This window comes from Nitrosospira multiformis (assembly GCF_003050865.1).
Lineage (GTDB): Bacteria > Pseudomonadota > Gammaproteobacteria > Burkholderiales > Nitrosomonadaceae > Nitrosospira > Nitrosospira multiformis_E.
In genome coordinates this window covers 1-16,140 of sequence record NZ_QAOK01000007.1, presented here as the reverse complement: position 1 = coordinate 16,140, position 16,140 = coordinate 1, and the positions used below count along the sequence as shown (strand labels likewise).

Below are 16,140 nucleotides of genomic sequence, written 5' to 3'. Positions count from 1 at the left end.
AGGGAACCTGTTTTCAGGAAGAAGGCGTCCAGCCAGACAAGGTCAAGCCGACGTATAAATCCCCGCGCTGATCGGAAGGCCTGTTCCTGTCCAGAATATCCCGAAATGTTCCCGTGCCCTGGATTGCGGCCCAACCCGGAGCGGAAAAGGTTTCTTCGTTATAAACGTACTGTGACAGCAAGGGATTGGTCAAAGCCTGGGAGAAAGCGTCCACCGCCACCATTCGGAGCATGAGTGATGGCAGGGGTGAATCTTCCACCAGATCCTCGGCAAACAGGCCGACGTAAAAATCGATGTCCTCTACGCGCCGGTACGTCTTTCTCAGAAAATCGACAACTCTTGGATCCGTGGAGATATCCGCGAAATCCTGAGGACGCTCCAAGGAAACATAATGACGATAATCGGTGTAGGGGGCCAGTTCTGCCAGACGACCCTGCTTTATTGCCCGGGTTTCGATTTCCCATAAGAACTCAGCCGTGTTGAAAGGGCCGAGACGACCGGCAGGCTGGCTGCTCATGTCGGCAAAGGCGCGTCGCAACCCTCCATCCACCAGCAGCTTGTTATTCATGGAAGTTTCTCCCAGGAGATACGAGTGTCCGTTCCAGGTGATGGCATCTGGAATGAGTGAATGCCAGCGATACAGCAAACTGAATTCGGTCGTGATCCAGTTCGGTTTGTTCCAGGGGGCATCCCAGGCCACCGAAGGGTCCGCCCGGTATGGCACCAGGGGAGAGATATGGCTAATGTACTCCTCCACGATGATCTTGATGAAGATCACGATGACGTTATTCCTGGCAGTCTGAAAAACGCGCTCATCATCCCACTGGGGATGGGCGCGCTCTATTTCGCCTGCAAGCCGGTTATGTTCCCGCAGAAACAAGGTATTCAACATGGCCACCTGAGGAACGGCATTTGTTCGATCCCCTCCAAAGGCAAAAATATGCGCGCGCAACTCTTCCCGGCGTTCGGGCACCCTATCCAATGCTTCCTCCAATCCGAGGGGCTCATCGAGAATGGCAAATTCCTGCTTCAGTATTCCGTTATCGAAAAGGAAAGGCGAAAACTCCTCTCCGCCGATAAACTGGGACTTCAATCGGCCCCGTTCGCCTTTCGCTTCGCTTTTGACACGAAGGGCGGCCGTCTGCTCTGCCAGCCTTCCGTATAGCGGACACATGTCGAGCTGATGATTGGATGTATTTTGCAGTCGAACTGTCTCGGATTCTCCTGCCTTAGGCATGCGCGTGCGGATAAAACCGTCGGTCAGATATTGGGCAACCGCGGGAAAGAGCAGGGTCGATTTGTCGGACAATCGCTGCTTTCCGTCCTGTTGCCTGAAAAGCCCGAGCAGTTCGCTGGGAGACGGAAGCTGTGCCGGATGCTTCTTCGCCGGCAAATGGCGCGCGCTCCAGTGCTGATCTGTAAGCGCGGTCCAGGAGGTATAGGGGTGAACGGTGCTCCAGGGATGTGGCCGGTGGCGGCAAACATTTACTACCCGATTGATTGCGAATTCGTTTAATTTCCTGGCCAGCCACGGCCAGCTTTCGCCTATCCGCCACAGGAGTTTCAGAAGACGATTCATTAACTTATTGTTTATCATTGCTCCTCCGTCTTGCTGTAACATTGATTGTTTATGTGAGAGTCCCCCACCCAGAAAATTTTGCCCAGGGGAATCTTGCTGAAAAGCCCGTTCAACTTCACAAGTACTGAATTCCGACCTATTGATCCGGCCAGACAACACTATGAATTTCGTCATTTCGGGCCTGACTCGAATCCAGCAAACCGGAATCCAGCTCAAACCAATAATGGCGCGCTTCGAACATCACTGGATACCGGCTTCCGCCGGTATGACGTTTGTACTGTTTGCTCGCTGACTTCAATAAGTATAGTTAATGATGGAAATGCGTTACTGGCTGATGAAATCGGAACCTTCCGACGTAAGTATTGACGACCTCGCCTCGATGCCCGATCAGACGGTGGCGTGGTATGGGGTGCGCAATTATCAGGCGCGAAATTTCATGCGTGACCAGATGCGCGTCGGCGACGGGGTTTTTTTCTACCATTCTACCTGTGAGGAGCCGGGAATCGCCGGGATTGCGGAGGTGAGCAAGCTGGCCTACCCGGACGCCACCCAGTTCGACCGGGAGAACAAATATTTCGATCCGAAAGCCACGCCGGAAAATCCGCGCTGGTTCAATGTGGATGTGCGCCTGGTCAGGAAAACCCGCCTGGTCGGCATCAAGGAGTTACGCAGTTACTCCGAGCTTGGGAACATGCGTATCCTGCAAAAAGGCAACCGGCTGTCTATTACGCCGATCGATCCGGCAGAGTGGGACTTCATCATGGGAATTCTGTAATGACAGACTCCCGGAAGATTTCCAGGTTGAGCAGCCGTTGTACAATTTCGAATCCCGGTATCTGCGGCAGTATGGCTTGACGTGGAGTGGTGGCTGGCATACCTGGTATTGGGCACCGTGGTCGGCTTCTTTGCCGGCCTGCTGGGCATAGGGGGCGGACTGGTCATCGTCCCCGTGCTTACCTTTATTTTTACTGCCCAGGGCTTCCCTCCGGACCGTATCCTTCACCTCGCCCTTGGCACCACCATGGCGGCCATCATTTTCTCCTCCGCCGCCAGCCTGCGCACTCATCATGTTCACGGTGCAGTGAACTGGCAAGTCGTGAAATTCATTACGCCGGGAATCATCCTGGGGACGCTTGGAGGCGCAACGGTGGTGAGCATGCTATCCAGCGGCTTTCTCAGCATCGTTTTTGTCGTCTTCATTTATTACGCGGCGACACAGATGCTCCTCAACATCCGCCCCAAACCCAGCCGCACGCTTCCGGGAAGGCTCGGCATGCTTGCCGCGGGGAGCGTCATCGGCGCGATTTCAAGCTTTGTTGCAATCGGAGGAGGTCTGTTGACGATCCCGTTTCTCTCTCTATGCAACGTGAGGTTGCAACATGCCATCGGTACCGCTGCCGCGGTAGGTTTTCCCATCGCTGTGGCTGGGGCTATCGGCTACATGATCAATGGCATGGCGCAGCCCGAACCGCTGCCGGAATACAGCCTGGGATACGTTTACCTGCCGGCACTGGGGTGGATCGTCCTGGGCAGCATGCTGACCGCACCTATTGGTGCAAAAACGACGCATGGCATGCAAACGGCTACGCTCAGGAAAATTTTTGTGGTGCTGCTTTATCTGCTGGGAACGAGGATGCTGATCCGGCTTTTCTAGGTGTTTAGCCCACCAGGCGATGCAGGGCTTCCCGGTATTTTTCAGCTGTTTTGGCGAGCACCTCGGGGGGCAAGGCTGGAGCGGGCGCTTTCTTGTTCCAGTTCTGCGTCTCAAGCCAGTCACGCACGAATTGTTTGTCATAGCTCGGCGGGTTTTTCCCCGGCGCATACTGGTCAGCAGGCCAGAAGCGCGATGAATCGGGCGTAAGCGCTTCATCGATGAGATAGAGCCTGCCGGCCTGATCCTGACCGAATTCGAACTTTGTGTCGGCGATAATAATGCCTTTTGTGATCGCATAATCCGCCGCCTGAGTATACAAGGCCAGCGCTATATCACGCACCTGGGCAGCCAGCCCCTCGCCCCCTTCATTCAGCAGCTTTTCCGCCTCCGCAAACGGGATATTTTCATCATGCGCACCCTGCGCAGCTTTGGTCGAGGGGGTAAAAATGGCTCCGCCCGGTATCCTGCCGGCTTCCTCCAGCCCGGCAGGGAGCGGAATACCGCAGATCATGCCGGTTTTTTTGTAATCCTTCCAGCCAGAGCCAACGACGTAACCACGCACGATCGCCTCGATCGGAAGGGGCTTGAGCCGCTTTACTACAAACGCCCGCTCGGTCACCTGCTCGCGTTCATCTTCCGTTACCACCGCTTCGGGTGCGATGTGGGTGAGATGGTTGGGAACGATATGCCTCAGTTTTTCAAACCAGAAACTGGACAAGGCGGTCAGCAGCCTACCCTTGCCGGGCACGGGAGTAGGCAGGATCACGTCGAATGCGGAAAGCCGGTCTGTCTGGACGATCAGAAGCTTGTCTTCATCCACGCCATAGATATCCCGTACCTTTCCCCGATGCAGAAGCGGCAGGCTCCGTATGCTCGTTTCAAACAGCGCGGGCTGGTCAGTTCCGGCTTTCGTTGGAGGGATGCTCATGTGTTTCAAGAGTGCTGTGAGATAGTTGCAGCGATTGCTTGATTTCCAGCGCAAGCCGCAGCGCGGCGTCGGTCGTTTCTGCCAACACCGTGTAGTGTCCCATTTTCCGTCCGGGTCTGGCGTCGCGCTTGCCGTATAAATGCAATTTGACGTCGGGATGCCGCAGCACCTGTTCCCACTCCGGCTCTCCCTTCTGCCAGAGATCGCCCAGCAGGTTCACCATGACCGCCGCTCCATGCATGGAAGTACTGCCAAGGGGCATTCCGCAAAGTATGCGTACCTGCTGCTCGAATTGAGAGGTAACGCAGGCATTGATCGAGTAATGCCCGCTATTATGAGGACGAGGAGCGACCTCATTCACCAGCAGCCGCCCATCCGCGAGCACAAAAAACTCGACGCACAGTACGCCGCGATAATCCAGCTTCCCGGCAATGCGAACTGCAATATCACAGGCGTTTCGGGCGATTTCGGGCGATACTCTGGCAGGAACGATGCTGATATCGAGGATGCCGTTGCAGTGCTGGTTCTCGGATACGGGAAAAGTAACCACTTCATCATCAAATCCCCTGGATACGATGACGGACACCTCGCGCTCCAGGGGCAGCAGCTTTTCCAGGACGCAGGATTCCCGGTTCAAACCTGCAAATGCGCTGTCAAGCTCTGATGCATTACTTACCCGCACCTGACCTTTGCCGTCATATCCGAACCGGCTTACCTTGAGAATTCCGGGGAAGAGGCCAGGAAAAAATTCCGGCTGCCCTTGGGAGAACACTGATCCCGAAGGGGCTGCATGCTGTGAATTTTGTGGATTCTGGATCACCGCATAAGGCGCGACCCCAAAGCCGCTGGCAGCGAGAAAATTCTTCTCCAGAATGCGATTCTGCGCGATGGCGACACTCCTGGCAGCCGGGCTGACGATGCAGCGTTCAGCCAGTATTCTGAGTGCCTCGGCAGGTACGTTTTCGAATTCGGTGGTGACGCCGGCGCAGGTGGAGGCGAGCTCATTCAATGCCTCGCTATCGAGGTAATCGGCGCGCAGGTGCCGTTCAGCGATGCTGCCCGCCGGGCTCCGCTCCTCGGGATCAAGAACGGTCACGCTGTAACCCAGGCTTTGGGCCGCCATCGTGAACATCCTGCCGAGCTGGCCACCGCCCAGCAATCCCAGCATCGCTCCAGGCCGGGTACTCATGACGATGGCAAGGTCATGGAAGCCACCGCTGCCGCCTGGGTTTCCCGGAACTCGGCAAGCTGTTGCGCCAGGTTTCCATCTTCCACCGCCAGCAGCGCAACGGCAAACAACCCCGCGTTAGCCGCGCCCGCCTCGCCTATGGCGAAGGTGGCAACCGGTACTCCCCTCGGCATTTGTACTATGGACAAAAGCGAATCCAGCCCTTGAAGCTGGCGGGAAGTAACCGGCACCCCCAGCACGGGCAGGAGCGTTTTGGCGGCGACCATTCCCGGAAGATGCGCCGCGCCGCCTGCACCGGCAATAATGCATTTCAGTCCCCGCTTGCCGGCAGTTTCCGCATATTCGAACATGCGCTCAGGGGTGCGATGGGCGGAAACCACTTCCGCTTCATAAGGCACATGGAATTTCTTCAACATCTCCGCAGCATGCTTCATGACCTCCCAGTCACTATTGCTGCCCATGATGACGCCTACCAGGGGCCTGTTGACCTGGTCTTCCATATCAATCGCGAATTTTTTGTTCTTTTTCCCTGGAAGCGGCCTCCGCCAGTTCCTCCAGGTCTTCCACGTAAGGGTAACGTACATGTCCGTAACGGATGACGAGCACCCCGAGCGCAATCAGCACGATTGCGGCAGAAACACCCAACAGGCGGATGCTGTCCATCTCCTTAACGTCCACGGTTATGTAGCGCGCCAATGCTACCAAGGCGATATAGAGGGGAAATCTTACTGGCAGCTTGCCTGATTCAAAATAAAGCCCGACCATCGTCAGGATTTCGAGGTAGAGAAACATGAGCAGCAGATCCGCCAGGGTCACCCTGCCGTTGTGAATCATCAGCATGGTTTCCTGATACCCCGCAAATATGGTGGCAAGCGCAATCACGACGAGACCGATGCCTTCAAAAAATTGAAGTACGCGGCGTGAATGGTTGATTGTGCGGGTTTGCAGCATTTGTTCTTCTTGTCAGGATCGCTCTGATAGGCCACTGGCGACTATACTACCTTTTCCAGATGACAATTCCAATTTGGGATGATGCAAACCGATGATGAGAGTCCTCAGAATTGGACATAATTCTCTTCGAAATTCTCTTCGACCGCTTCCTCAAGGCGTTCACCCCTTAAGCTTCAACATCAGGTCCACATCCACCCAGCCGCTGCCGTTTATGCCCTTTGCCTCTCCTGCCTCTCCTTCCAGCACGCTGAACGGCTGTCCCGGTTCACCCAGGTCGGACAAAACAAGCTTGGCGCCCGTGAAATCCTGAAAGCGGGTATATCCATTTACTGTAACCACTGTATCAAGCCCCGCGGCGAGCGATGCTCTCAACCCATTTTCCGAATCTTCGACGGCAATGCACTGCTCTGCCGGCAGCCCCAGTTGGTCCAGCACCCAGTGATAGATGTCGGGCGCCGGTTTTTTTCCCGGAACGATGTCTCCTGCGCCAATAACATCGAACCATCCTGGAGAATCTTCCCCGAGGGTGGACTTTAAAAGCGCCGTCACATTTTCCGGGGTGGTGGTAGTTGCAATCGCGATTTTTATGTTTCTGTCACGCAGATGCTGGATCAGGCGGGCCACGCCCGGCCGCAACGGGATGCCGCCGCTTTCCAGCATCCTGACATAATGCCTGGTTTTAATCTTATGCAGGCGCGCGATCCAGTCACCCAGCCCGCTTCTGTTCAACTCCCGGGGAACATGATATTCCATGAAATGAAGGATGCGCTCCTTGCCACCTGTGATTGCCAGCAACTTGCCGTAAAGATCGACATCCCACTCCCAGTCGAGACCGAGTTCTTCAAATGCGGCATTAAAAGCGGGGCGATGACCATCACGCTCCGTGTCAGCCAAGGTGCCATCCACATCAAACAGTACTGCGCGAACTTTGCTATCCATAAAATCGTTATTTATCCAGTTTGCCCGTAAATGGTTTCATTTTCATCCTCCCGCGCCACGGATGAACTGCTTTGCTCACCCGTTAGGACTGCGTTCGCGACAGAGCATGTCCTGCTGCTCGCGCGCCGCAGCCGGTCCGCGATTGCCACCCACGCCGCTGTCTCAGGAGGCGTCTCCACCAATAGCCGGTCGAAGTGCTGACGATCAAACCGACGCAAGGTGGCGTACAACTGACGTGCATATTCCTCCGCTTCTTCAGGCATCGCAGAGAATACGATGGATTCATTTTCCAGACGATGCCTGGGCGGAGAATGCTGCTGGCGTCGCCAACCCATGATTACTACCCGCATGCCTTTTGCTTCCAGCTCCAAAGCGTGCCGCCATAAGTGATCCGCCGGCAAGAGCTCGAGCGGCGTTGCGGGGGCGTAATGGGAAGGGAGGGCGCCCGGCACGCGTACAGAACGTTCTGCCCCTCGGGAAAGCACCACATTTCCATCCAATACTTCCGCCAGCGCCGCCAACTGGATGCCACCTGGCCGCAATATAACCGCAGTCTGGCCGTCAAAACCCACGATAGTACTTTCCAGGCCTACCTGGCACGGTCCGCCATCCAGGATCATGTCCAGCTCGTCGCCAAACTCCTCGCGCACATGCGCTACCGTTGTCGGGCTGACATGACCGAAACGGTTCGCCGATGGGGCGGCCAGCGCTCTGTCCGGCCCCAGCTCCTTTAGCAAGGCAAGTGCTACAGGGTGATCAGGAATGCGTAATCCCACTGTATCCTGACCGCCGGTCACGTTTTCCGGCACATGACGACTGCGTGGCAGTATCAGGGTCAAGGGACCCGGCCAGAAGTGCTCAGCCAGCCGCCACGCCTGCGGGGGCACCTCCCGCGCCCAATGCGACAACCGGGAAGCATCGGCGAAATGGACAATGAGAGGGTGATCTACAGGACGCTTCTTTATTTCAAATATGCGCGCGACCGCAGAGGGATTGGAAACCTCACCCCCGAGGCCATACACGGTTTCTGTCGGGAAAGCGACAACACCTCCTTTTTTCAGGAGCGCTGCGGCGGCGGCGATCTCGCGATGCGATGCAGGAGGCATTATCTGAGAATCATCTGCGCCGAAAGCACAGCGTGATCGGAGATTTTGGACCAGGGGTGCCCCTGATGCACTTGCGCCCTCTCGATATGAAAGCCGCGAACGTAAATGCGGTCGAGCCGGAACAACGGCAACGTGGCGGGAAAGGTCCGCGCCGATCTCCCTTCGGTCAACTCGAAGACTTCCGCCAGGGCAAGCCGCTGGACCAGGACACGACTGGCCATTTCGCGCCAATCGTTGAAATCTCCCGCGATAACCAGTGGCGCGTCTTTGGGTACCAGTTCCTCGATGTGCCTTTCCAGTAACTGTAACTGACGGGAACGGCCTCTTTTGAACAGGCCCAGGTGCACGCAGATGCAATGAAGATTTTCCCGCCATTGCGGAATGCCTATTTCACAGTGAAGCAAGCCTCGGCTTTCGAAACGATGCGCCGAAACATCCACATTGTCCCAGCGCACGATGGGATAGCGGCTCAGGATTGCGTTGCCGTGGTGACCCTCATCGTAGACCGCGTTTTTTCCGTAGGCAAAATCCGTCCAGATCGAATCAGCGAGGAATTCATACTGGGGACTCTCCGGCCAATTCTCGAAACGGGCTCCGTGACCTTTGTGCTCGCCGACCACTTCCTGCAGAAAAATGATATCGGCGTTGAGCGCGCGCAAGCTGTCGCGCAGCTGATGCACCATGACACGCCGATTGAAATGAGAAAACCCTTTGTGAATGTTGTAGGTAGCAATATGCAGCTTATTGAGCATATGACGAACGGGACGGAGCGCAATTGTATTTTTTCATTATCGCGAAACCTCCAGCATGCGCTCCAGGGCAAGTTTCGCCAGAACTGCATCGGCTGCCGCCACTTTGATCTGATTCACCACCTTTCCCGCAACCAGGTTTTCCAGCGCCCAGGCCAGGTGTTGCGGATCGATGCGCGCCATGGTGGAACACATGCAGATCGTCGATGCCATGAACTGGATGATTTTTTCCTGGGCCTTGAACTCCTCGGCAATACGATTGACCAGGTTCAACTCCGTACCCACCAGCCAGCGTGTTCCCGGCTCCGCTGCCCGGATGGTCCTGATGATATAGTCAGTGGAGCCTACGTAATCCGAGTTTTTACATACCTCGAAACTGCACTCGGGGTGCGAAATCACTTTCCCTTCAGGGTGCTGGTTGCGAAAACGAAGTATGTGCTGTGGCTGGAACATCTGGTGCACGGAGCAATGCCCCTTCCACAAGAGGATTTTCGCGTTCCTGATCTGCTCCGGTGAAAGCCCGCCCATAGGCTCATCGAAATCCCACACCGCCATCTGTTCGAGTGGAATGCCCAGTTTGTGACCGCTCCAGCGCCCCAGGTGCTGGTCCGGAAAAAACAGTACCTTTTCCCTGCGGGAAAAGGACCACTGCAAGATTTTCCCTGCATTGCTGGACGTACAGACAATGCCGCCGTGCTCACCGCAGAAAGCTTTGAGATCAGCGGCAGAGTTGATGTAAGTTACCGGCGTGACCACTTCGTCAGGATCGAGCACTTCCGAGAGCTCATGCCACGCGCGCTGCACCTTGAGAAGACTTGCCATGTCCGCCATGGAGCAGCCGGCGGAAAGATCGGGCAGGATGGTGATCTGCTCGGGCTTGGAGAGAATATCGGCCACTTCAGCCATGAAATGCACGCCGCAGAAAACCAGATAATCCGCATCTGTCCCTGACGCAAGGCGCGAGAGCTGCAGGGAATCCCCGGTAAGATCAGCGTGTTTGTAAACGTCCGGGCGCTGATAATGATGGGCGAGTATTACCGCGCGCTTTCCCAGGGCCGCTTTCGCCTGGACGATGCGTTGCTCGCAGTCATCGTCATTCAGATTGTCGAAACGTTCAAAGGCAATGGCTTCCGATTTCATGGCCTACTCCGTTTTTCCTTTAAAAACCACAGGTAATATAAGAAACTGCAGAGGTTCCAAAAGTATCATTGGACCAGCACACTAAGCATCGGTTCGATCGGCTTGTCCCGTTCCTCATTTTCGTGGGGGTGCTTCCGCTGTTTGCCCCTGCTACCTTTTTGTGCCCTTTACTGCCCTTTATTACTTTTGTTAACTTTACCGCCAGCTGTTGCCAATCTCCTGATCGCTTCGGCATTGCTTGGGGAAAATACTTTTTCCGCCGCCTCCTGCCAGGGCAGCCAGGCATGACGCAAATGTTCTCTTTCCGCTACCGAAACTGGGACAGGTTGCGGCACAAGCAGGCCAAAGACATGCTCGGTGTTATGGGTTACTTCGGGCGCGTAACGCCAGCGCCATTCCTCGTAGAGCTCATACTCGTTCACAATATTCCAGTCGGTCAACTCGTAGCGACTGGCATCCAGCCCCGTCTCCTCGGCTACTTCCCGCACCGCCGTTTGCACGAGTGTTTCACCTTCGTCCTGACTGCCGGTAACAGACTGCCAATAGCCGGGATGGTCCGCCCGTTCGAGCAACAAAACCTGCATACCAGGCGTATGGATGATTACCAGAACCGAAACCGGAATCTTGTAGATTCTCACCATGCACCAAGAGTAGGAACGGGATCAGAAAATCTTCGCTTTCGGAAAAATGGTTTTCCCAATCTCCACGCTTCTTTGTTTCTTTGTTTCTTTGTTACCCTTGTTTTATATCCTCCAGGGTTACGCGTGGCGGAGCTTGATGTGAAGTTCCCGCAACTGTTTTTCACCGACAGTACTGGGCGCATGCGTCAGCAGACATTGTGCGCGCTGTGTTTTCGGAAAAGCAATGACTTCCCGGATGGATTCGGCACCTGCCATCATGGCAACGATCCGATCGAGGCCGAACGCTATCCCGCCATGCGGCGGCGCTCCATATTGCAATGCTTCGAGCAAAAAGCCGAATTTTTCGTTTGCCTCATCTTCTCCAATATTCAAGGCGCGAAATACCTTCGACTGCACTTCCTGGCGATGAATACGCACCGAACCGCCGCCAATCTCGGAACCATTCAGCACCATATCGTAAGCCTTGGATAAGGCTTTTTCGGGATCGGTCTCCAGCAGGTCCTCGTGGCCCTCAGCAGGTGAAGTAAAGGGATGATGCAAGGCCTTCCAGCGGTTTTCCTCCTCGTCGCGCTCGAACATGGGGAAATCCACCACCCATAAAGGCTTCCATTCCGATTCTGCCAGGCCGCGATCATGCCCCACCCTCGCGCGCAATGCACCCAACGCCTCATTCACCACCTGTGCCTTGTCCGCGCCAAAGAAGATGAGATCGCCATCCTTCGCGCCCGTGCGTTCGAGAATGACCTGAATCACATTCTCAGGGAGGAATTTCAGTATGGGCGACTGGAGGCCCTCCACCCCTTTTTCCAGCGCATTGACCTTGATGTACGCGAGCCCCTTGGCGCCGTATATCGCGACAAAACTGGTGTAATCGTCGATCTCCTTGCGAGACAGTGCGCCGCCCTCAGGCACGCGCAATGCGGCTACACGTCCACCCGTTCTGAGCGCGGCTTCCCGGAACACCTTGAACTCCACCTCCTGCATCACATCGGTGAGTTCCGTCAGAACCAGCGGCACGCGCATATCAGGCTTGTCCGAGCCATATTTCGACATCGCGTCGCCATGCGCCAGGCGTGGAAACGGGCTGGGCAGATCAATATTCCTCACACTTTTGAACACCGTGCAGATCATCTCTTCCATCATCTGCATGATTTGCGCTTCATCTAGAAAGGATGTCTCGATATCGATCTGGGTGAATTCGGGCTGGCGGTCAGCCCGCAGATCCTCGTCGCGAAAGCATTTGGTAATCTGATAATAGCGGTCGAATCCGGAAACCATCAGCAACTGCTTGAACAGTTGCGGCGATTGCGGCAGCGCAAAAAAATGCCCCATGTTGACCCGTGATGGCACAAGGTAATCGCGCGCACCCTCGGGGGTCGATTTGGTGAGCATCGGCGTTTCCACGTCGATGAATCCATGCTGGTCGAGAAACACTCGTACTGCCATCGCGACCTTGTAGCGCAGCCTCAGGTTTTCCTGCATCTGCGGACGCCGCAGATCGAGATAGCGGTGCTCCAGCCGCGTGGCTTCGCTGAGGTTTTCGTCGTCCATCAGAAATGGAGGTGTCAGGGAAGCATTGAGGATATCGATCGAGCTCACCAACACCTCTATTTCCCCGCTAATGAGATTGGAGTTGACGGTTCCCTCCGGCCGATGCCGAACCCGCCCGGTGACTTTAACCACAAACTCGTTGCGGATTTTTTCCGCAACCTGGAAAGCAGTGGGATTATCGGGATCGCACACCACCTGCACCAGACCCTCGCGATCCCGCAGATCCACGAAAATGACACCGCCGTGGTCACGGCGCCGGTGTACCCAGCCGTACAGGATCACAGTCTGGTCCAGATATTGGACGTCGATAAGGCCGCAGTAATTGGTGCGCATGAAAGATCGGTAATCAGAAAAAAGAAGGAATCAGGGCTTGTCGCTGGATGCAGAACCGGCGGAACTTGCGGAACTGACGGAGTCCTGGGGATGCAGCAGCACTGCCTGCGACTCCGCCGGTTTCTTGCCGTTGGCAGGAGCAACAACGCCCATCGAGATTATATATTTCAATGCTGCGTCCACGCTCATGTCGAGCTCGATTACATCGCTGCGCGGCATCATCAGAAAGAAGCCCGAGGTCGGATTGGGCGTGGTCGGCACGTAAACACTCACATATTCTTCTGTAAGGTGATTGGCTACGTCACCACCTGGATATCCCGTCATGAAGGCGATGGTCCAGGAACCCTCGCGTGGGTACTGCACCAGTAGCGCCTTGCGAAAGGCTTCCCCCTGGCTTGAAAACAGTGTGTCGCTGACCTGCTTCACCCCGTAATAAATCGATTTCACGACCGGGATGCGCCATAACACGCCTTCCCAGAAAATAACCAGCCGCTGCCCGATGATATTGGTGGTGAAGATGCCGGTGAGGAAAACAACCAGCAACGTCAGCACCGTGCCCACGCCGGGAATGTATATGCCTACGAAGTTTTCTGGACGCATGCTCGATGGCAGCAGCAACAGCGACTGGTCCATGGTGCTGATCAGGAATTTCAACGCCCAGGCAGTAATACCCAGAGGTACCCATATGAGCAGCCCGGTGATGAAATAACGTTTCATGTCAGTAGTGAGCCTGATTCGTCACCTGTCAATCGGTTGTGCAAGCGGGGCATGCGCCATCCCCGGACGGCGCGCTCTCGCTCTTCGTCGCACATGTATCAGCATCGGCCTTGGGCTTGGTCTGCCCGCCATTCTTGTTCTTGAAATCGGTGACGTACCAGCCGCTGCCTTTCAATTGAAAACCCGCAGCCGAAATAAGCTTGTTAAACGCATCGCTGCCACAGGCAGGGCAAGCCGCCACCGGCGCATCACTCACCTTTTGCAGGTATTCCTTTTCGAAACCACAAGACCCACACCGGTATTCATAGATCGGCATGACAATCCTCCACCAAAGAAAGCTGAACGAAAAAAAATGGGATTATACCTTAAGGAGCCTCCGAACAAGTTACTGCCCTGTCGCCTCGCACGGCAACCTCCTTGCTCACCCCAACTCGATTAGATTCAAACGGAGGGGACAGAACGGACCTGCCCGGTGAATCGCTTGTGGCCAGGAGGAGTCGCTGTCATCCGTTCATCCGGTTATCCGGACGGGCGCCCTCTCGTTGACGGCACTTCTTACCCATTCCGCCTGCGAGGCAACCAACAAGCAACCAACTCTCGTATGACTACGGCCAATACCCTGGCAACCTGAGGGATCCCCTTTCCGGGATTCCATGCCTCCTGTCAGGAAGATATGGGTGCCTGCGATAATTACAAGAGGATAATTACAAGAGGGCGTGATGCGCGCAGTACGAGTGGACAGTAGTCATTATCGTCGGGCGGAGCCCCCTACTGCATCCGGCAATTTCGAAAGATCAAAAGAATCAAACGCGGCACCATCCTTCTTGACAGGTCATCCCAAGATGGCGACACAGCGTACCTATGAATGCTGTGCCTTCGAGGAGTGTCTCAGTTAACACTGATCGTGTAGTCATCGCGATTGTGAGAGCGAAAAGGGCCCTCCTGGCAAAACCGGGTAAAGGCCACTTCTTCAGCCTCGGTCTCTGAACTGGCTTCAATTTCATAATCGGCAAGAAGGCCGCTGAAATTGGGACGATCATCAATAGACGGCTCAACAGGCGTGATGAGAACTTTATATATCATTTGATCCCCCTTTTTGGCTTTGACATTGTTCGGGCATTTTTAATTCCAGGGTATATAGCCTGTTATTGCTGCTCATGAACAAGAAAGTGTCAGACAGAAATTCAGATACAATGAATACCCGCATTTGATTCAGGGATAATACGCATGCCCACTTCAATTCGCCTTACCCCCGAGATCGAGGAGCGGTTGAATTTCCTCGCCGCGCAAACGGGACGTTCCAAGGCTTTCTATCTCCGGGAAATCATCAAGCGCGGGCTTGACGACATGGAAGATTACTTCCTCGCGGCAGACGTGCTCGAACGCGTGCGCAAAGGCAAGGAAAAAATCTGCTCCTCCGCAGAAATAAAGAAAGACCGTGGTCTGGAGGATTGAATACAAGCTCCCGCTTGCCGTCCAGCTTCCACGAAGCAATTCTTACCGTTGCTTGGTAAGCCCGAGCCGAGAGTACTTACCACGACAATGCAGCGGTGGAGAGCGTCTTTCAACTCCTGAAGGGAAAGGAGTACGTGGGAAAATCTATGCCTGTAGGTAAAAGGCTCAACAGGAGATCTTTGATTACATCGAGTTCTTCTACAACTCAAAGCGTCCGCCATAGTTACGCCCGCTTCACTAGAGAATTCGAAAAGCAGTATTTCAATCAGCGCAAAAATGTCCACTAAAACTGAGGCGATTCACAGCCACACGGGCAAGCGACAGCACGAAGAATGCTTTGTACAATAACACTCAACCCTCAGCCAAACTTGTTGACTAATAGCGACGCCAAAAATTGGATAGCAGTTTAGATCATAAGGCTCGATAATCGCATGCGAAGGATGTTTAGAGAGCATCCTGCAAAGAAGGGTTTTACCCCATTTCTCCGGACGGTTTGGTTAAGCCTAAATCCTGCTTCTGATGCATTTCCAGCTGTCGCCGTTTTCGCGGGTTATGGAATCGCTCGATATAGTCGAAGATATCCGTGCGCGCCTCAGCCCGGGTTCGATACTGGCGACGATATATTCGCTCCCGCTTGAGCAAGCCAAAGAAGCTCTCTGCTGCCGCATTGTCGGCACAACTGCCGACAGCGCTCATGCTGCAAATCAGATTGTGTCCTTGCAGGAAACGTTGATACTCGTCACTGGTAAACTGACAGCCGCGATCTGAGTGCAGGATGACCGCAGTTTTTGCCTCGCGTTGCCAAAGTGCCATGAGTACGGCCTGCAGCACCAGCTGTCGATCCTGGCAGTGGCTCATCGACCAGCCGACCACGATGCCCGAGTACAGGTCCACGACCACGCACAGATAAAGCCAGCTTTCCTGAGTACGCACATAGGTTATGTCCGTCACCCACCGGCTGTTGGGCTCACTTGCTGTAAAGTCCCGCTGCAGGTGATTGTGCACATTCTCTGGTCGAAGGCCACAGACCTTCTTGCGCCAGCGTTTACGCTGCGGGATGCCATGCAATTCCTGCTCTCGCATCAGTCGTGCCACACGGTTCAACCCGCATGCCTCACCTTCATAACGCAATTCCTTCCAGACTCGTGGACTGCCCATCACCCCATCGCTGCCATCATGAATCTTCCTGATGCTCTCCAGCAAACGCC

The 16,140-nt window shown here is 55.0% G+C and carries 18 protein-coding genes; 3 read left to right on the top strand and 15 right to left on the bottom strand.

The features are described 5' to 3' along the window. Positions 1-13 precede the first annotated feature (13 nt). Entirely contained in the window at positions 14-1,579 is a 1,566-nt protein-coding gene (locus C8R21_RS05310) for a peroxidase family protein (RefSeq protein WP_258192265.1), read from the bottom strand. Between the two features lie 319 nt (positions 1,580-1,898). On the opposite strand from C8R21_RS05310, the gene C8R21_RS05305 reads away from it, so the two are divergent. Both C8R21_RS05305 and C8R21_RS05300 read left to right on the top strand, forming a co-directional pair. Beyond that, a complete protein-coding gene (locus C8R21_RS05305) occupies positions 1,899-2,354 on the top strand; it encodes an EVE domain-containing protein (RefSeq protein ID WP_074972670.1) in 456 nt (151 codons plus the stop codon). 81 nt (positions 2,355-2,435) lie between these two features. Next, positions 2,436-3,233, top strand: a complete 798-nt coding sequence (locus tag C8R21_RS05300; protein WP_107761769.1) for a sulfite exporter TauE/SafE family protein — start codon at positions 2,436-2,438, stop codon at positions 3,231-3,233. Between the two features lie 4 nt (positions 3,234-3,237). Here C8R21_RS05300 and C8R21_RS05295 read toward each other — a convergent pair whose 3' ends face one another. From C8R21_RS05295 to C8R21_RS05235, 13 genes are all read right to left on the bottom strand, one after another. Next, positions 3,238-4,161: a phosphoribosylaminoimidazolesuccinocarboxamide synthase gene (locus C8R21_RS05295; RefSeq protein ID WP_107761768.1), complete on the bottom strand. Its 924-nt coding sequence runs from the start codon at positions 4,159-4,161 to the stop codon at positions 3,238-3,240. Continuing rightward, on the bottom strand, positions 4,130-5,350 hold the full coding sequence (locus C8R21_RS05290) for a 5-(carboxyamino)imidazole ribonucleotide synthase (RefSeq protein WP_107761767.1): 1,221 nt from the start codon (positions 5,348-5,350) through the stop codon (positions 4,130-4,132). Before C8R21_RS05290 ends, C8R21_RS05295 begins: the two co-directional genes overlap by 32 nt. Further along, entirely contained in the window at positions 5,347-5,850 is a 504-nt protein-coding gene (gene purE, locus C8R21_RS05285) for a 5-(carboxyamino)imidazole ribonucleotide mutase (RefSeq protein ID WP_107761766.1), read from the bottom strand. Before purE ends, C8R21_RS05290 begins: the two co-directional genes overlap by 4 nt. 1 nt (position 5,851) lies before the next feature. Next, complete coding sequence (locus C8R21_RS05280) at positions 5,852-6,301, bottom strand: phosphate-starvation-inducible protein PsiE (protein WP_074972236.1); 450 nt, start codon at positions 6,299-6,301, stop codon at positions 5,852-5,854. A 159-nt stretch (positions 6,302-6,460) separates the two neighbouring features. After that, positions 6,461-7,240 carry an HAD family hydrolase gene (locus tag C8R21_RS05275; protein ID WP_107761765.1) on the bottom strand — a complete coding sequence of 260 codons (780 nt, stop codon included), beginning with the start codon at positions 7,238-7,240 and terminating at the stop codon, positions 6,461-6,463. A gap of 11 nt (positions 7,241-7,251) precedes the next feature. Then, positions 7,252-8,346 carry an L-threonylcarbamoyladenylate synthase gene (locus C8R21_RS05270; protein ID WP_107761764.1) on the bottom strand — a complete coding sequence of 365 codons (1,095 nt, stop codon included), beginning with the start codon at positions 8,344-8,346 and terminating at the stop codon, positions 7,252-7,254. After that, positions 8,346-9,098, bottom strand: coding sequence for an endonuclease/exonuclease/phosphatase family protein (locus tag C8R21_RS05265; RefSeq protein WP_107761763.1), 753 nt, complete (start codon positions 9,096-9,098; stop codon positions 8,346-8,348). The genes C8R21_RS05270 and C8R21_RS05265 overlap by 1 nt, the downstream gene beginning before the upstream one ends. Before the next feature lie 36 nt (positions 9,099-9,134). Further along, entirely contained in the window at positions 9,135-10,235 is a 1,101-nt protein-coding gene (nadA, locus tag C8R21_RS05260; protein ID WP_107761762.1) for a quinolinate synthase NadA, read from the bottom strand. A 167-nt stretch (positions 10,236-10,402) separates the two neighbouring features. After that, a complete protein-coding gene (gene nudB, locus C8R21_RS05255; RefSeq protein ID WP_107761761.1) occupies positions 10,403-10,876 on the bottom strand; it encodes a dihydroneopterin triphosphate diphosphatase in 474 nt (157 codons plus the stop codon). 117 nt (positions 10,877-10,993) lie between these two features. Then, positions 10,994-12,760: an aspartate--tRNA ligase gene (gene aspS / locus C8R21_RS05250; protein WP_107761760.1), complete on the bottom strand. Its 1,767-nt coding sequence runs from the start codon at positions 12,758-12,760 to the stop codon at positions 10,994-10,996. Between the two features lie 30 nt (positions 12,761-12,790). Beyond that, a complete protein-coding gene (locus C8R21_RS05245) occupies positions 12,791-13,477 on the bottom strand; it encodes a DUF502 domain-containing protein (protein WP_107761759.1) in 687 nt (228 codons plus the stop codon). 28 nt (positions 13,478-13,505) lie between these two features. After that, positions 13,506-13,793, bottom strand: coding sequence for an FmdB family zinc ribbon protein (locus C8R21_RS05240; protein ID WP_107761758.1), 288 nt, complete (start codon positions 13,791-13,793; stop codon positions 13,506-13,508). Between the two features lie 572 nt (positions 13,794-14,365). Beyond that, on the bottom strand, positions 14,366-14,560 hold the full coding sequence (locus tag C8R21_RS05235; RefSeq protein WP_107761757.1) for a hypothetical protein: 195 nt from the start codon (positions 14,558-14,560) through the stop codon (positions 14,366-14,368). A gap of 144 nt (positions 14,561-14,704) precedes the next feature. Here C8R21_RS05235 and relB point away from each other — a divergent pair, with 144 nt between their 5' ends. Beyond that, positions 14,705-14,932: a type II toxin-antitoxin system RelB family antitoxin gene (gene relB, locus C8R21_RS05230; RefSeq protein WP_107761756.1), complete on the top strand. Its 228-nt coding sequence runs from the start codon at positions 14,705-14,707 to the stop codon at positions 14,930-14,932. A gap of 471 nt (positions 14,933-15,403) precedes the next feature. Here relB and C8R21_RS05225 read toward each other — a convergent pair. Continuing rightward, positions 15,404-16,140, bottom strand: a 737-nt coding sequence (locus C8R21_RS05225) for an IS3 family transposase (RefSeq protein WP_107761755.1), incomplete at its 5' end; no start/stop codon positions are given.

Excerpts from the sequence above, each read along its gene's own strand:
- C8R21_RS05265 (WP_107761763.1), bottom strand. The coding sequence starts at position 9,098 with ATGCTCAATAAGCTGCATATTGCTACCTACAACATTCACAAAGGGTTT.
- C8R21_RS05310 (WP_258192265.1), bottom strand. The coding sequence starts at position 1,579 with ATGAATCGTCTTCTGAAACTCCTGTGGCGGATAGGCGAAAGCTGGCCG.
- C8R21_RS05245 (WP_107761759.1), bottom strand. The coding sequence starts at position 13,477 with ATGAAACGTTATTTCATCACCGGGCTGCTCATATGGGTACCTCTGGGT.
- nudB (WP_107761761.1), bottom strand. The coding sequence starts at position 10,876 with ATGGTGAGAATCTACAAGATTCCGGTTTCGGTTCTGGTAATCATCCAT.
- C8R21_RS05235 (WP_107761757.1), bottom strand. The coding sequence starts at position 14,560 with ATGATATATAAAGTTCTCATCACGCCTGTTGAGCCGTCTATTGATGAT.
- C8R21_RS05295 (WP_107761768.1), bottom strand. The coding sequence starts at position 4,161 with ATGAGCATCCCTCCAACGAAAGCCGGAACTGACCAGCCCGCGCTGTTT.
- C8R21_RS05240 (WP_107761758.1), bottom strand. The coding sequence starts at position 13,793 with ATGCCGATCTATGAATACCGGTGTGGGTCTTGTGGTTTCGAAAAGGAA.
- C8R21_RS05305 (WP_074972670.1), top strand. The coding sequence starts at position 1,899 with ATGCGTTACTGGCTGATGAAATCGGAACCTTCCGACGTAAGTATTGAC.
- nadA (WP_107761762.1), bottom strand. The coding sequence starts at position 10,235 with ATGAAATCGGAAGCCATTGCCTTTGAACGTTTCGACAATCTGAATGAC.
- C8R21_RS05275 (WP_107761765.1), bottom strand. The coding sequence starts at position 7,240 with ATGGATAGCAAAGTTCGCGCAGTACTGTTTGATGTGGATGGCACCTTG.
- relB (WP_107761756.1), top strand. The coding sequence starts at position 14,705 with ATGCCCACTTCAATTCGCCTTACCCCCGAGATCGAGGAGCGGTTGAAT.
- C8R21_RS05280 (WP_074972236.1), bottom strand. The coding sequence starts at position 6,301 with ATGCTGCAAACCCGCACAATCAACCATTCACGCCGCGTACTTCAATTT.
- C8R21_RS05290 (WP_107761767.1), bottom strand. The coding sequence starts at position 5,350 with ATGAGTACCCGGCCTGGAGCGATGCTGGGATTGCTGGGCGGTGGCCAG.
- purE (WP_107761766.1), bottom strand. The coding sequence starts at position 5,850 with ATGGAAGACCAGGTCAACAGGCCCCTGGTAGGCGTCATCATGGGCAGC.
- C8R21_RS05270 (WP_107761764.1), bottom strand. The coding sequence starts at position 8,346 with ATGCCTCCTGCATCGCATCGCGAGATCGCCGCCGCCGCAGCGCTCCTG.
- aspS (WP_107761760.1), bottom strand. The coding sequence starts at position 12,760 with ATGCGCACCAATTACTGCGGCCTTATCGACGTCCAATATCTGGACCAG.